The 14,511-nt window shown below is 69.0% G+C and carries 11 protein-coding genes; 4 read left to right on the top strand and 7 right to left on the bottom strand.

Annotated elements, in window-relative coordinates; all coding sequences use genetic code 11:
- Positions 1 to 6 precede the first annotated feature (6 nt).
- Entirely contained in the window at positions 7 to 2,478 is a 2,472-nt protein-coding gene (gene gyrA / locus ACQUS8_RS01995) for a DNA gyrase subunit A (protein ID WP_435096153.1), read from the top strand.
- 11 nt (positions 2,479 to 2,489) lie between these two features.
- Here gyrA and ACQUS8_RS01990 read toward each other — a convergent pair whose 3' ends face one another.
- From ACQUS8_RS01990 to ACQUS8_RS01980, 3 genes are all read right to left on the bottom strand, one after another.
- On the bottom strand, positions 2,490 to 5,015 hold the full coding sequence (locus ACQUS8_RS01990; protein WP_435096150.1) for a PKD domain-containing protein: 2,526 nt from the start codon (positions 5,013 to 5,015) through the stop codon (positions 2,490 to 2,492).
- Between the two features lie 162 nt (positions 5,016 to 5,177).
- A complete protein-coding gene (rocF, locus tag ACQUS8_RS01985; protein ID WP_435096147.1) occupies positions 5,178 to 6,098 on the bottom strand; it encodes an arginase in 921 nt (306 codons plus the stop codon).
- Between the two features lie 82 nt (positions 6,099 to 6,180).
- A complete protein-coding gene (locus tag ACQUS8_RS01980) occupies positions 6,181 to 7,104 on the bottom strand; it encodes an NAD-dependent epimerase/dehydratase family protein (RefSeq protein ID WP_435096144.1) in 924 nt (307 codons plus the stop codon).
- 234 nt (positions 7,105 to 7,338) lie between these two features.
- On the opposite strand from ACQUS8_RS01980, the gene ACQUS8_RS01975 reads away from it, so the two are divergent.
- The 3 genes from ACQUS8_RS01975 to ACQUS8_RS01965 all read left to right on the top strand — a co-directional run bounded on the left by ACQUS8_RS01975 (position 7,339) and on the right by ACQUS8_RS01965 (position 10,138).
- Positions 7,339 to 7,872: an Rrf2 family transcriptional regulator gene (locus tag ACQUS8_RS01975; protein ID WP_435096141.1), complete on the top strand. Its 534-nt coding sequence runs from the start codon at positions 7,339 to 7,341 to the stop codon at positions 7,870 to 7,872.
- Positions 7,873 to 7,956: 84 nt separating this feature from the next.
- Positions 7,957 to 9,123 carry an NAD(P)/FAD-dependent oxidoreductase gene (locus ACQUS8_RS01970; RefSeq protein ID WP_435096138.1) on the top strand — a complete coding sequence of 389 codons (1,167 nt, stop codon included), beginning with the start codon at positions 7,957 to 7,959 and terminating at the stop codon, positions 9,121 to 9,123.
- A gap of 103 nt (positions 9,124 to 9,226) precedes the next feature.
- On the top strand, positions 9,227 to 10,138 hold the full coding sequence (locus ACQUS8_RS01965; protein ID WP_435096135.1) for a DMT family transporter: 912 nt from the start codon (positions 9,227 to 9,229) through the stop codon (positions 10,136 to 10,138).
- Here the strand turns inward: ACQUS8_RS01965 and cdd are convergent.
- The 4 genes from cdd to ACQUS8_RS01945 are packed head-to-tail and all read right to left on the bottom strand — an operon-like array spanning position 10,130 to position 14,511.
- The gene (cdd, locus tag ACQUS8_RS01960) at positions 10,130 to 10,537 is read right to left on the bottom strand and encodes a cytidine deaminase (protein WP_435096132.1); all 408 of its coding nucleotides are present in this window, start codon (positions 10,535 to 10,537) and stop codon (positions 10,130 to 10,132) included. The genes ACQUS8_RS01965 and cdd overlap by 9 nt on opposite strands.
- Positions 10,538 to 10,584: 47 nt before the next feature.
- Positions 10,585 to 11,718 carry an ABC transporter permease gene (locus ACQUS8_RS01955; RefSeq protein WP_435096129.1) on the bottom strand — a complete coding sequence of 378 codons (1,134 nt, stop codon included), beginning with the start codon at positions 11,716 to 11,718 and terminating at the stop codon, positions 10,585 to 10,587.
- Positions 11,711 to 12,952, bottom strand: coding sequence for an ABC transporter permease (locus tag ACQUS8_RS01950; RefSeq protein ID WP_435096126.1), 1,242 nt, complete (start codon positions 12,950 to 12,952; stop codon positions 11,711 to 11,713). The genes ACQUS8_RS01955 and ACQUS8_RS01950 overlap by 8 nt, the downstream gene beginning before the upstream one ends.
- Complete coding sequence (locus tag ACQUS8_RS01945) at positions 12,949 to 14,511, bottom strand: ABC transporter ATP-binding protein (protein WP_435096123.1); 1,563 nt, start codon at positions 14,509 to 14,511, stop codon at positions 12,949 to 12,951. The genes ACQUS8_RS01950 and ACQUS8_RS01945 overlap by 4 nt, the downstream gene beginning before the upstream one ends.

Genomic DNA, 14,511 nt, shown 5'->3' with positions numbered 1-14,511 from the left:
CCCACTATGAGTTCTGACTCACCTGACGTACCCGACGACGTTGCACAGCGCGTGAAGAACGTGCGCGTCGAGGAGGAGATGGAGCAGTCCTACATCGACTACGCGATGAGCGTCATCGCGGGTCGTGCCCTCCCCGACGTGCGCGACGGCCTCAAGCCCGTCCACCGGCGCATCCTTTATGCGATGCACGAGGCGGGCGTCTCGAGCGGAAGCGCCCACCGGAAGAGTTCCTCCATTGTCGGCGAGACGATGGGTGACTACCACCCGCACGGCGACTCCGCCATCTACGACACGCTCGTCCGGATGGCCCAGCCGTTCTCGATGCGCGAGCCGCTCGTGGACGGGCAGGGGAACTTCGGGAGCATCGACGGCGACCCGCCGGCGGCGATGCGCTACACGGAGGCCCGCATGGCCCCCATCGCGGAGGAACTCCTCTCAGACATCGACATGGACACGGTCGACTTCGAGGGGAACTACGACGGCCGCCTCGAGGAGCCGAGCGTCCTCCCTGCGGCCTTCCCGAACCTCCTCGTGAACGGCTCGTCGGGGATCGCCGTCGGGATGTCCACGAACGTCCCGCCGCACAACCTCGGGGAGGTCATCGACGCGACGATTCACCTCATCGAGAACCCCGACTGCTCGATTCCGGACCTGATGGAGCACGTGCCCGCGCCGGACTTCCCGACGGGCGCGAACATCGTCGGCCGGAACGCCATCCGGAAGGCCTACCAGACGGGCCGCGGGCGCCTGCGCGTCCGCGCGGAGTACCACGTCGAGGAGAACGACCGCGGGAGCGACAGCATCGTCATCACGGAGCTCCCCTACCAGCAGAACAAGTCGCGGCTCGTCGAGCGCATCGCCGAGGACGTGAACGACGGCTCGCTCGAAGGGGTCCGTGACCTGCGCGACGAGTCCGACCGCGACGGCATCCGCGTCGTCGTTGAGCTGAAGTCGAACGCGAACACGGACATCGTGGAGAACCACCTCCTCGAGTCCCACCTCGAGCGGACGTTCGGCGTCATCAACCTCGCACTCGTCGACGGCCAGCCGGAAGTCCTCTCGCTGAAGGAACTGCTCGAGCACTACCTCGAGCACCGCAAGGAGGTCGTCCGCCGGCGCTCCGAGCACGAGCTCGCGGAGGCCGAGGACCGCGCACACATCCTCGAGGGCCGCCTGCGCGCGCTGGAGAACGCCGAATCCGTCGTGGAGGCGATTCGCGACGCCGAGGACCGCGACGCCGCGCGCGCTGCGCTCCGGGACGACTTCGACTTCAGCGAGTCACAGGCCGAACACATCGTCCGGATGCAGCTCGGGAGCCTCACCTCGATGGAGGCCGCGGAGATCGAGTCCGAGTACGAGGACGTCACGGCGCGCATCAAGCGCCTGGAGGAGATCCTCGCCGACGAGTCCGAACTGCTCGGCGTCATCAAGGAGGAGCTCCGCGAGCTCAAGGAAGAGTACGCGAGCGAGCGCCGGACGCGCGTCATCGAGAGCACGGGCGAGGTGACCGACGAGGACCTCATCCCCGAGGAGGACGTCGTCGTCGTCCTGAGCGAGGAGGACTACATCAAGCGCGTGCCCACCGAGACGTTCAGCGTCCAGCACCGCGGCGGGAAGGGCGTCATCGGCTCCGACCTGAAGGAGGGTGATCGCGTCTCGACGGTGTTCACGGCGTCGACGCACGACTACCTCCTCTGCTTCACGAACCAGGGCCAGGTCTATCAGCTGAAGACCTACGAGATTCCGGAGATGAGCCGGACGGCCCGCGGGAAGTCCGCGGTGAACCTTCTCGACCTCGACGACGGCGAGGAGCTCACCGCGGTCGTGAACACGGACGACTTCGGCGAGGAGGAGTTCCTCACGATGGTCACGCGCAACGGCACGGTCAAGCGCACGCCCGCGACGGAGTACGAGGACGTGCTCTCGACGGGCATCATCGGTATCCGCCTCGAGCACGGCGACGAACTCGTCGACGTCGAGGTGACGGACGGCGAGAGCGACCTCGTCATCGCGAGCGCGCACGGGATGGCGATTCGCTTCGACGAGTCCGAAGCCCGCTCGACGGGCCGCGCGACGAAGGGCGTGAACGGCATCAAACTCCGCGATGGGGACACCGTCGCGGGACTCGTCGCCACCCACGAGGGCGACGAGCGCGCGCTGTTCACGGTGACGGAGAACGGCTACGGGAAGCGCACGCCGCTCTCCGAGTACCGCCCGCAGTCCCGCTACGGCTACGGGTTGACCGACATCAAGACCGAGGAGCGCAACGGCAACGTCGTCACCGTGAAGGCGGTCAGCGAGGCCGACCAGCTCATCGCGATGAGTCAGGGTGGCCAAATCATGCGGACGGCCGCGAGCGAGGTGTCGACGGTCGGCCGGAACACGAAGGGCGTGAAAATCATGGACGTCGAGGACGGGGACCACGTCGCCTCCGTGGACGTCTACACGCCCGGCGACGCGGACGAGTCGGACGACTAACGCCGCCGCCCTCAGAAGCCGTCGCGGAGGTAGAGGAAGCCCGCGGCGGCCATGCAGAGCGCGGCGAGCAGGCCGACGATTCTGAGCGCCTGCATCACGGTAGAGGCCGGGCTCGTGACGGTCAGTTCGCCCGCCTGTGTGTCGGCGACGGCAACGTCGTAGGCACCCTTCTTCTGTGGCGTGACGGTGAGCGTGACGGTGCGCGTGGTGCCGGCGTCGACGCTGACGTTCCGCGTCGCCACCGTCTCGCCGTCGAAGCTCACGGGGAGCGTCGCGGTGCCGTTCGCGCTCCCGGAGTTGCGGACGGTGACAGTGATGGGGACGCCCGTCCCGGCGTCCGCCTGCTGCGCGCCGAGCGTGGCGTTCGTCACCGCAAACTGCGGTTGGCGCGCGCCGATCGCGTAGACGGAGAAGCCGGTGGTGCGCGCGCTGACGTGCACCCGGCCGTCGGTGACGTTCTCGACGGTGGTATGGAGGCGAGTCCACGCGCCGTCGTGGTAGCGGTAGAGCGCGACGGTTTCCGCGGACGGGACGGCGGAGGCGTTCACGCTCGCGTGGAAGAGCGCGGCGGAGACGTTCGCGTCGTTGACGGTGTGGCCGATATCGTAGTAGACGAGCGCCTCGGCGGGGAGCGACGCGTCGAGCGCGGGCGTTGCGTTAAGCGGCGTCGCCGAGGGGGTGAAGGTGAGTGCAAAGGACTCGCGCGACGTGGTGAGCGTGACGTTCGAGAGCGCGGCGGGCGCGTCGGCGTCCGCGGGGACGGGGAGCGAGACGGGACGCCGCGAGGTGGCGTTCCGGACGCGCGCCGTGGCGCTCGCGCCGTCGGACTCGACGCTGACGTTCGCGTCCGTGGCGACGGCGCTGGCCTCGCGGACGCGGACCGTCCGGGTGTCGGTGGCGGTGTGGCCGGCGGCGTCGCGCACGCGGAGGCGGACGGTGTAGGTGCCCGTCTCGGCGAAGGCGTGCGTCACGGCCTCGCCGTGCTTCGTCGTGCCGCTCGGGAACGTCCACGTCGCGTTGACGATGCGGGTGTCGTCGCTGGAGCCGTCGGCGTCGAAGCCGACGACCATGCCGGGCGTGGCATTCCGGTCGCGGCCCGCGTCGGCGGTCGGGGCGCGCGTGTCGAGCACCGGCCCGGTCCCGGTGTCGGCGTCAGTATTTCCGACCGGGGTGCGCGCGCGGACAGTGACGTCGTGCGTGCCAGCGCTCCCGTCCTCGGCGTCGACGGTGACAGTCGTCCGATAGACGTTCCCGTCGGCCCGGGAGAGGTGGACGGTGCCCGCGCCGTAGGCGCTCGCGTCCGCGGTGACCGTGACGTTCTCCGCACCGGTGACGACGGCGGAGACGACGAACTCGTCGCCGTCGCCGACGACATCGCTCCCGTCCGCGGCGTTCACCGTGGCGTCGGAGACGGTCGGCTGGGCGGTCCGGACGGTGGCTGACGCCTGCTGGCCGCTCGCGCCGTCCCGACCGTCCGCGGCCGCCGTTTCGACGGTCGCGGTGTACTCGCCGTCCGCGTCGGGCGTGTACGTCGCGGTGTAGGTGTACTCACCAGTGACGGCGAACTCGCTCTTCGTGAGCGTCGTCCCGTCCGGGCCTGAGAGGTCGACGACGAGACTGTCGAGCGACCTGTCCGCTGTGACGGAAACCTCGAGTGTGCGGCCGTCCGGGTTCGCGAGCGAGACGTTCGTGATGCGCGGCGCGCCCGGGCCGGTGTGGCCAGCGACGCCGACCGCGGGCGCGACACCGGAGGCGAGCGTGCCGGTCTGCCCGCTCGCCGTGGCGTAGCCGAGCGTGCCGTTCGTCGTCGTGTAGAGCACGTCCGGCGAGTCGTCGCCGGCGATGTCGGCGGCACCCGCGGGCGCCTTCGCGGCGTCCCGCGCGAGCACCGTCGTCGAGCCGTCGGCGGCGACGAGCTTCAGCTGGTTGCTCCCGTCGACGACGGCGGCGCGCGCGGTGCCGTCCCCGTCGTAGTCCGCGGCCGCGCCCACGCCGATGCCGTTATTCGACCCGACGGAGGAGTAGCCGGTTCCCGTGACGCTCCCGCCGCTCGCGTATTTCACGGTGCTGGAGGAGCCGAGGAAGACGACGTCCGTGGTGCCGTCGCCGTCCATGTCCGCGTAGCCGACGACGGCGCTCGCGGACGCGGCGACGACTTCGCGCGGCGATCCGCCGGCCTCGACGCCGTAGACGTGCCCGCTGTCCTGCGTGTTGACGTAGAGCACGCTCAGGGTGCCGTCGCCGTCGACGTCCGCGACGCCGAGGCGGGTCTTGCTCGCGCGGACACCCCCGGAGACGAGCGTCGTCGTCTCGCCGCCCGAGTCGATCGTTTTCAGCGCGCCGTTCGACGTGACGTAGGGCGCTTCCCGGCGGCCGTCGCCGTCGAGGTCGGCGAGCGGGCCGACGGCGCTCGCACTCGCCTCGAACGTCGAGGTCGACCCGTTCGCGCCGACGACGTGGATGCTGCCGTCGCTCCCCCCGTAGACGGCGACCGGTGCTGTCGGTGCGGCGGCGGCAGTCCCGGCGGCGACGAACACCGCGAGAACGACCGCGCCGAGGACCAGTGCGTGTCGAGCGCGCGACCGGGTAGACGGCCGCTGCTGTCGCTCGGCGTCCATTTCCTTTCGTGGTACTTGGTTGCGAAACTTGAATCCCCGCGCCCGCGGCGACGGGGTCCACGAGCGTCGTCGACCAGGTCGCTAGAGGATGCGTTTGCCGAGCGCGCTCGCCGCGAGCTCGGCCGCCATCTCCGCCGTCCGGTTCGACTGGTCGAGAATCGGGTTCACCTCCACGAGCTCCATCGAGCGCAGGATGTCGTCCTCCTCGTCGCGTCGCGCGACAGCTTCGAGCGCCCAGTGCGCTTCCCGATAGGTCGCGCCGCCGCGCACCGGCGTCCCGACGCCCGGCGCCTCGTTCGGGTCGAGCCAGTCGAGGTCGAAGCTCACGTGGACGCCGTCGACGCCCGCGGACGCCACGTCCAGCGCCTCCTCGACGACGGTGCTGATGCCGCGCTCGTCGATGTCCGACATCGTGAACGCCGTCACGTCGCTCTCGTTGATGGCCTCGCGCTCGTGCTCGTCGATGTCGCGCAGGCCGACGAAGACGACGTTCTCCTCGCGCAGGCCCTCGGCGTTCGCCCACTCGACGCCCGCGAACGAACCCTTGCCGAGCGCCGCCGCGACCGGCATCCCGTGGACGTTCCCGGAGGGGCTCGTCTCCGGCGTGTTGAAGTCGCCGTGCGCATCGAACCAGATTGCGCCGACCTCCGCGTCCCGCGCCGTCCCCGCAAGTGACCCGATGGCGATGCTGTGGTCGCCCCCGAGGACGAGCGGGAACTCGCCGTCCGCGTGCGCGTCGGCGACGGCGTCGGCGAGGGTCCGTGAGACCTCGCGGGTTTCGTGGAGGAATTTCGCCGTCCCCGTCGAGGGTTGCTCGCGGTCCGGGTCGCGCTCCTCCGCGCGCGGCACCGCGAGGTCGCCGGCGTCGTGGACGCTCGCGCCCGTCGCCTCGATCCCGTCCGCGAGGTCTGCGTAACGGATGGCCGACGGGCCCATGTCGACGCCACGCCGGTTCGCGCCGTAGTCGGAGGGTGCACCGATGATTCGCACGTCTCGCGTCATACCTCGACCTGCGCGCTGACGCGGCTAAAAAGCGGTGGGCCGCGACGAATCAATCACGTGGTTGCCACGTGCCCGCGGTCCCTTATTGGTCGTCCGTGTAGGGCTCGCAGACCATCTCGACGCCCTCCTCGAAGGAGATCTCGGGCTCCCAGCCGGTCGCGGCCTGGATCTTCGAGATGTCCGCCTTCGTGTGGTAGACGTAGTTGTCGAGCGGGACGGGTTCGTACTCGGGTTCGACGTCCGTGCCGAGGGCGTCGTTGATCATCTCGACCATCTCGTTGAACGAGTAGCTCTCCCCCGTGCCGAGGTTGTAGACGCCGTCGAGACGCTCCTCGGCGGCGCGCACGAGCCCCTTCACGATGTCGGAGACGTGCGTGAAGTCGCGGGTCTGGGAGCCGTCGCCCCAGAGGACGGGCGACTCGCCGTTCGCGATCTGCTCGGTGAACTGCGAGACGGTGTTCGCGTACTCGCCCTTGTGTTCCTCCGCGCCGCCGTAGCCCTGATAGACGGAGAAGAAGCGCATGCCCGCGAGCGTGAGGTCCGCGTAGAAGTTCGAGTAGTACTCCGCGTAGCGCTCCCGGCCGAGCATCGAGGCGTCGTAGCCCGTCGCGGCGTCGACCGGCATGTCCTCGGGACAGGGTTCGGTCTGACTGCCGTAGATGGAGGAGGTGGTCGCGTAGACGAACGTCTCACAGCCGTCAGCGCGGGCCTGCTCGACGACGTTCACGAACCCCTCGATGTTCACGCGCGCGCCCTCGCGAGGGTTCTCCTCGAGCATCTGGCGCGAGGAGAGCGCGGCGAGGTGGAAGACGACGTCGACGTCCGTGGGGAGGTCGTCGTCGAGGACGTCCGCCTCGACGTACTCCACGTCCGAATCGAGGTTCTCCGGCGTCCCGAGATAGCCGTTGTCGAGCGCGACGACGTCGTTGTCCGCGGCGAGGTGGTTCGCGAGGTTCGAGCCGATGAAGCCGGCGCCCCCCGTGACGAGGACGCGTTTCCCGTTCATACGCGAGGGTTGTCCCGGACTGGTGAAAACCCATCGGGTATGTTCCCACAGGTCCAGCGGCGCTCACCCCGCCGCCATGCCTCGGTATTCCGTGGCAAGGATTGCGGACAGGGGCGACGAACATCTAGTGTCGGCTGTCAGAAGCGACCGAACGCCCAGTAATCGACGCCGGGCGCGTCTCCGGAGGGGTACGTATTCGGGGGTTTTATGCAATCGCCAGCCCTAGTATCGACAATGTCATCGATCGAACTCACGCCGAGTCAGAAGACCATTTTGCGGGCGCTGGTCGACCTCTACACTCAGCAGGAGGAGGCCGTCAAGGGTGAGGACATCGCGGAGGAAGTCGACCGGAACCCCGGCACCATCCGCAACCAGATGCAGAGCCTGAAGGCCCTCCAGTTGGTCGAGGGCGTCCCCGGCCCGAAGGGCGGCTACAAGCCCACGTCGAACGCCTACAAGGCGCTCGACGTCCAGGAGCTCGAGTCCGCCGCCGAAGTCCCCGTCTACCACAACGGCGAGGAGTACGAGAACGCGAACGTCCAGGAGATCAGCCTGACGAGCGTTCACCACCCGGACCTCTGCCGCGCCGAAATTCACCTCCGCGGGAGCGTCCGGGACTTCCACGAGGGCGACGACGTCGTCGTCGGCCCGACGCCGCTCTCCAAGCTCGTCGTCGAGGGCAGCGTCGATGGTAAGGACGATACGGGCAACGTCCTCATCCTCAAAATCGACCGGATGGAGGCGCCCGCAGAAGCCCCCGAACACTAGGTAGACTCGGCGTTCCTCAATTCCGTCGTCTCTCTCTCGCCGCATTCCAAAGACTTTGTATTCCAGGGACGCAGACGCCTGACTATGGCTACCAGAGTTGTCGTTCTCGGCGCCGGATACGCGGGCGCCGGCGCGGTCAAGTCACTGCAGAAGCATCTCCCCGACCGCGCGCAACTGACGTGGGTCGCGGAGAACGACTATCACTTCGTCCTCCACGAGTCTCACCGTATCATCCGCGACGCCAGCGTCAAGGAGAAACTCACGATTCCGGTCGACGAAATCAAGGACCGCGAGACGGAGTTCATCCAGGGCGAAGTCGTCGACGTCGACGTCGACGAGCGCGTCGTCTCCCTCGCCGACGACTCCACCGTCGAGTACGACTACGTCCTCGTCGCCATCGGCTCCGAGACGGCGACCTACGGTATCGAGGGGATGGACGAGCACCCGCTCACCCTCAAGAGCCGCGAGGACGCCCTCGAAATCCACGAGCAGGTGAAGGAGGCCGCCCGCGAAGCCACCCGCGACGACCCCGCGCAGGTCGTCATCGGCGGCGCCGGCCTCTCGGGTATCCAGTCCGCCGGCGAAGTCGCCGAGTTCCGCGACAAGAACCACGCCCCCATCGACGTCACGCTCGTCGAGGCGCTCCCGCAGATCTTCCCGCCGGGCGACGCCGAGATTCAGGGCGCGCTTCGTCACCGCCTCGAGCAGCGCGACATCGACATCCTCACTGACGACCCCATCACGAAGGCCACCGAGGACACCATCGAGTTCGACGAGCGCGACCCCCTCGAATACGACGTCTTCCTCTGGACGGGCGGTGTCACCGGCCCCTCCGAGCTCAGCGACGTCGACGTCGAGAAGGAGCACAACCGCCTGAAGGCCGGCTCGAACCTCCAGACCGAGGACGAGCGCGTCTTCGCCATCGGCGACGACTCCCTCATCGACCAGGGCGAGAACCCCGCACCGCCGACCGCACAGGCCGCGTGGCAGTCCGCCGAAGTCGCCGGGAAGAACATCGCGGCCGCGATCGAGGGCCGCCCGCTCGAACGCTGGACCTACGACGATCAGGGGACGCTCGTCTCCATCGGCGAGGAGGCCGTCGCCCACGACGTCAAGTTCGCCGGCTTCTCCAGCCCCATCTCCACGTTCGGCGGCTTCCCCGCGAAGAACCTGAAGAAGGCCGCCGCCGCCCGCTGGATCAACAAGATCACGAGCCCGAAGCGCGTCGCGGACGCCTGGAAGATCCTGTAAGGCCCGCCTCGACGCGCTCGTCCCCGCGCCGTCTCGCTCTCCGTTCTTCTCACTGCGTGCCGGAACCGTCACCGGGAACACCCGCCCGGTCGTAGCCGGTGGCGTGCTTCGGAACCGGAACGCCGTCCTCTTCGTCTACTGCGCGCTCGCGTGGGGCGGCTCCTTCGTCGCCATCAAAGTCGGCCTCCGTGCGGTGCCGGGCGCACCCGTCTTCTTCGCGGCGCTCCGCCTGCTCGGCGCGTCCGTCGTCATCCTCCCGGTCGCCGCCTACCTCGCCGGCGAGAGCGACCGCTGGATACCGCGCTCGTGGGGTGACGCCGCCGTCGTCGCCTTCGGCGCGCTCTTCGTCACCGGCGGCGCGAACGCCCTCCTCTTCGCCGGCCAGCAGTACGTCACGAGCAGCGTCAGTTCCGTCCTCTTCAGCCTCAACCCCGTCATCGCCGCCGCGCTCGCGGCTGTCGTCATCCCCAAGGACAGCCTCTCGTGGAATCAGGCCGTCGGCGTCCTCTTGGGCATCCTCGGCGTCGTCGTCGTCGCCCAGCCGTCCCCGAGCCAGCTCGGCAGCGGGGGCGTCGTCGGCGAACTCCTCGTCTTCGGCTCCGCGCTCTTCGTCGCCGTCGGGAGCGTCGCCAGCCAGCGCTTCCCCGCGAAAATCGACACCGTCGCGAGCACCGCGTGGTCGCTGTTCGTCGGCGGCGTCCTCCTCGTCCCGCTCGCGTTGCTGCTCGGCGAACCGTTCACCCTCGTGCACGCGACGCCGACGTTCTACGCGGCGCTCACCTACCTCGCCGTCATCGCGACGGCGGGCGCCTACGCCGCCTACTTCACGCTCATCGCGGAGATCGGCGCGACGCGGACGACGCTCGTCTCCTATCTCGTCCCGCTCGTCACCGCCGCCATCAGCGTCGCCTTCCTCGGCGAGCCGATTACGCCCGCGCTCGTCGGCGGCTTCGCCCTCATCGTCCTCGGCTTCGTCCTCGTCAACCGGCGCGCCGTCGCGCGGCTCCTAGCCTGACTCCTCGACGCCGAGCGTCTCCGGCGTGATGGTGTCCGGAATCAGCTCGCCGAGCGCGTACTCCCGGAGGCCGTCGCCGGTGTCGCAAAGCACCGCGAGGTCGTCGTCACAGAACTCCGCGAGCGTCTGTCGACACATCCCGCAGGGCGTCACGCCGTCGCGCGCCCCGGAGGTGACGACGAGGCGCTCGAACTCCCGGTGCCCTTCCTTCACCGCCTCGGCGATGGCGACCTCCTCCGCGTGGAGGGTGTTCGAGAAGTTCGCCGTCTCGACGTTACAGCCGACGTAGACGCTGCCGTCGGCGGTCAGGAGCGCCGCGCCGACCGCGTACTCCGAGTAGGGAACGTAGGCGTTCTCACAGGCCTCGCGCGCCGCCGCGAGTAACTCGTCGTCGTTCATAGCGGCGGTTCGCGCGAGTCGAAGAAAAAAGCGTCCGTGTCGGGTTGTCAGCGGTCCTCACCGGAGTCGTAATGCTCGCCGGAGGCCTCCGGGACGCGCGTGCGCCCGAAGAGCGCGAGCACGACGATGACGGTGATGTAGGGAATGGTGCGGACGAGCGGCCGTGGAACCTGGAAGACGTCGAGCGCCTGCAGGGTGAGTTGGACGGCATCGAGGCCCGCGAACAGCATCGTCGAGAGCAGCGCGCCGATGGGGTTGTAGTTCCCGAAGAGGAACGCGACGATGGCGATGAACCCCTTGCCGTTGACCATCGTCGGGCCGCTCCCCGTGAACTGCCCGAGGCTGAGCGAGAGCGCGGCGCCGCCGATACCCGAGAGGACGCCCGAGAGGATGACCGCCGCGTAGCGCACGCGGTGGACGTTCACGCCGGCGGTGTCGAGTGCCTTCGGGTTCTCGCCGCTCGCGCGCACCCAGCGCCCGAACGTCGTCCGATTGAGGACGTACCAGGAGAGCGCGACGACGAGGAACATCAGGTAGACGAACGGCGAGGCGTCGAAGAGCGCGCCGAGGAACGGCAGGCCGGCGAGCGACGTGCCGAGACCGGGAATCGTCGCGGTGAGCGCGTCGCTGAGGACGGGAATCCCCATCTGCGTCACCGTCTGTGGCGTCTTCACCGTCGGCGTGTTCGTGCTGCCGTAGATGACCGAGGACGCGAACGGCGCGAGGCCGAGCGCGATGAGCCAGACGGCGAGGCCAGCGATAATCTGGTCGGCGCGGAACTTGATGCAGACGACGGCGAACAGCGCCGCGAGGAGCGTGCTCGCGAGGACGCCACCGAAGACGCCCATCCAGAGGCTCCCGGTCGCGCCGGTCGCCCAGACGGCGGTGAACGCCGAGATGATGAGCAGACCCTCGAGGCCGATGTTGATGACGCCGGCTTTCTCCGCGAAGATGCCCCCGACGGCGGCGAGCGCGATGGGGACGGAGAGCCGAAGCGTCGAGGCGAGCGTCGACTCCGAGAGGAGGACGCCGAGGAGCGCGCCGGCCTTCGAGTCGGGGAAGGCCACGCCCGCGACGACGAGCGCGGTGAGCGCCAGCAGGACGAACGAGACGGCGGCCTGCTGGAAGCGGCTGCGCTCGCGGAACGAGTCGAGGAGTCGCCCAACGACCGTCTCACTCATCATCATCACCTCCGAGGCCGCCGTCGGTCGCCATCGGCTTCCCTTCGCCTGCGACGGGGCCGACGAGGCGCCGGCCGATGAGCCGGAAGAACTCCGGCATCGCGACGAAGAGGATGATGAGACCGCGCAGGACGCCGACGAGTTCCGGCGGGACGTCCGAGCCGACCTGCACGACGATGGACCCGCTCTTCAGGACGCCGAAGAGGAGCGCGGCCGCCGCGACGCCGAGCGGGTGATTGCCCGCGAGGATGGAGACGGTGATGCCGTCGAAGCCGTAGGACGGGACGCCGACCTGGTAGTTGCCGAGTATCATGAGGACGTAGACGGCGCCGCCGACGCCGGCGAGCGCGCCGGAGAGCGCCATGCTGGAGACGATGGTGCGTTTCGCGTCGACGCCGCCGTACTCCGCGGCGTCCGCCTGGAGGCCGCTTGTGCGCAGGTCGTAGCCGAAGGAGGTGCGCGTGAGCAGCAGCCAGATGCCGACAAGCGTCAGCACGCCGGCGGCGAGCGCGATGAGCGAGAAGTCGTCGCGGCCCGCGAACAGCAGCGTCGGGAACTGTGCGAACTCGGGGAGCGCCACCGTCTGGTTCGCGGCGCTCTCCGGGTCCTTGAACCAGTTCGGGTCCGAGACGAGGAAGAGCGCGACGGAGGTCGCGACGAAGTTCAGCATGATGGTGGTGATGACCTCGTTCGCGTCCGCATACGCCTTCAGCGCGCCCGGAAGCGCGCCGTACGCACCGCCTGCGAGCGCGCCGATGAGGATGCCGAGCGGGACGAGGACGACCGTGGCGACGACGCCGAGGCCGGCGAAGACGGGTGCGACGAACCCGAGGACGACGGCCGTCGCGAGCGCGCCGAGGACGAGTTGACCCTGCGCGCCGATGTTGAAGACGCCGGCGCGGAACGCGAGCGCCACCGCGACGCCCGTGAAGAGCAGGACGGTGGTCTCGGCGAGCGTCGTCGCGAACTGGCCGTTGATGGGGTTCTCGAGGATGTTGCCGAACGCGCCGAGGAAGAGTTTGTCGTAGACCGAAACCGGATCGTAGCAGAAGCCGACGCCGACGTACGTCGTCGCCGCCGTACTACACGTCGTCATTCGGCCGGCGACGAGGACGATGACGGCACCGATGAGGATGGAGAGCAAGAGCGCGGAGGTGCTGATGAGGAAGCGCTCGAAGCCCGAGGCGCGCACGAGTCGGTCGAGGACCGCGCGCGCCCGGTCACCGGCGCTCATCGCGCCACCTCCGACTCGGCGGCTTCCTCCGGGTCGAGCCAGTCCGGGTACTCGCCCGCCATCAGCAGGCCGAGTTCCTCCTCGGTGACTTCCTCGGGTTCGACGATGGCCATCAGGTCGCCCTCGTACATCACGGCGAGCCGGTCGGAGAGCCCCTGCACCTCGTCGAGTTTCGAGGAGACGAGGAGGACACCTCGCCCCTCGTCACGGAGGTCGATGAGGCGTCGGCGGATGAACTCCGTGGAGCCGATGTCGACGCCGCGCGTCGGGTGCGTCGCGACGACGAGGCGCGGGTCGCGCTCGAACTCGCGGCCCGCGATGAACTTCTGCTGGTTCCCGCCGGAGAGCGCCGCCGAGCGCGCATCGACGTCCGGTGGGCGGACGTCGTACGTCTCGACGATGTCGTCGGCGTGCCCGCGCGCCTGCTCCCAGTCAATCTGGCCCCCGTCGGCGAACGGCGCGGCGTGCTGGCTCCCGAGGATGGCGTTCTCCACGAGGTCGAACTCCATCACGAGGCCGCGCTCCTGGCGGTCCTCGGGGATGTAGGCCATCCCGCGGTCGATGCGTTCGCGTCGCGGCGTCGCCGTGACGTCCTCGCCGTCGAGGGTGACGGTACCGGACTCCGCGGTTCGGAGGCCCGTGACGGCCTCGATGAGTTCCGACTGGCCGTTGCCGTCGACACCCGCGATGCCGAACACCTCGCCCTCGCGGACGCCGAAGGACGCGCCCGTGACAGCCGGAACGCCCCGGTCGTCGCGGACGGTGACGTCCTCGACGGTGAGGACGGCCTCGCCGGGCTCGCGGTCCGACTTGTCGAACTCCATGTCGACCTGCCGGCCGACCATGTACTCCGCGAGCGCCTCCCGCGTCGTCTCGGCGGCCGGCACGCTCGCGACGTTCTTCCCGTCGCGGAGTACCGTGATGTCGTCGGCGGCGTGCATCGCCTCGCCGAGCTTGTGCGTGATGAAGATGATCGTCTTCCCCTGGTCGGTGAGCTCCTCGATGACGCCGTAGAGGTCCTCGACCTCCTGTGGGGTGAGTACGGCCGTCGGCTCGTCGAGGATGAGGACGTCCGCGCCCCGGTAGAGCGCCTTCAGAATCTCGACGCGCTGCTGGACGCCGACGCTGACCTCCGCCACCGTCTCCTCGGGGTCGACGTCGAAGCCGAAGCGCTCGCTCAGTTCGCGTACCTCCCGTCGAGCGGCCTCGCGGTCCACCGCGAGTCCGCCCCACTTCCGGGGTTCGTTGCCGAGGACGATGTTCTCCGCGACCGTCATCGGGTCGACCAGCATGAAGTGCTGGTGAATCATCCCGACGCCGGCGTCGATTGCGTCGCGCGGCGAGTCGAACGCCCGCTGCTCGCCGTTCACGAAGACGCGCCCCTCCGTCGGCTCGTAGAGGCCGTAGAGGACGTTCATCAGTGTCGTCTTCCCCGCGCCGTTCTCGCCGAGGAGGGCGTGGACCGTCCCCCTCTCGACTTCGAGGGTCACGTCGTCGTTCGCGACGACACCCGGGAATCGTTTCGTGATGCCGTCGAGTCGGACCGCCAAGTCACTCAT

This window comes from Halarchaeum sp. P4 (assembly GCF_051195175.1).
GTDB lineage: Archaea > Halobacteriota > Halobacteria > Halobacteriales > Halobacteriaceae > Halarchaeum.
This window is presented reverse-complemented; position numbering and strand designations above follow the sequence as displayed.

Excerpts from the sequence above, each read along its gene's own strand:
- gyrA (WP_435096153.1), top strand. The coding sequence starts at position 7 with ATGAGTTCTGACTCACCTGACGTACCCGACGACGTTGCACAGCGCGTG.
- rocF (WP_435096147.1), bottom strand. The coding sequence starts at position 6,098 with ATGACGCGAGACGTGCGAATCATCGGTGCACCCTCCGACTACGGCGCG.
- ACQUS8_RS01980 (WP_435096144.1), bottom strand. The coding sequence starts at position 7,104 with ATGAACGGGAAACGCGTCCTCGTCACGGGGGGCGCCGGCTTCATCGGC.
- ACQUS8_RS01975 (WP_435096141.1), top strand. The coding sequence starts at position 7,339 with ATGTCATCGATCGAACTCACGCCGAGTCAGAAGACCATTTTGCGGGCG.
- ACQUS8_RS01970 (WP_435096138.1), top strand. The coding sequence starts at position 7,957 with ATGGCTACCAGAGTTGTCGTTCTCGGCGCCGGATACGCGGGCGCCGGC.
- cdd (WP_435096132.1), bottom strand. The coding sequence starts at position 10,537 with ATGAACGACGACGAGTTACTCGCGGCGGCGCGCGAGGCCTGTGAGAAC.
- ACQUS8_RS01955 (WP_435096129.1), bottom strand. The coding sequence starts at position 11,718 with ATGAGTGAGACGGTCGTTGGGCGACTCCTCGACTCGTTCCGCGAGCGC.
- ACQUS8_RS01950 (WP_435096126.1), bottom strand. The coding sequence starts at position 12,952 with ATGAGCGCCGGTGACCGGGCGCGCGCGGTCCTCGACCGACTCGTGCGC.
- ACQUS8_RS01945 (WP_435096123.1), bottom strand. The coding sequence starts at position 14,511 with ATGAGTGACTTGGCGGTCCGACTCGACGGCATCACGAAACGATTCCCG.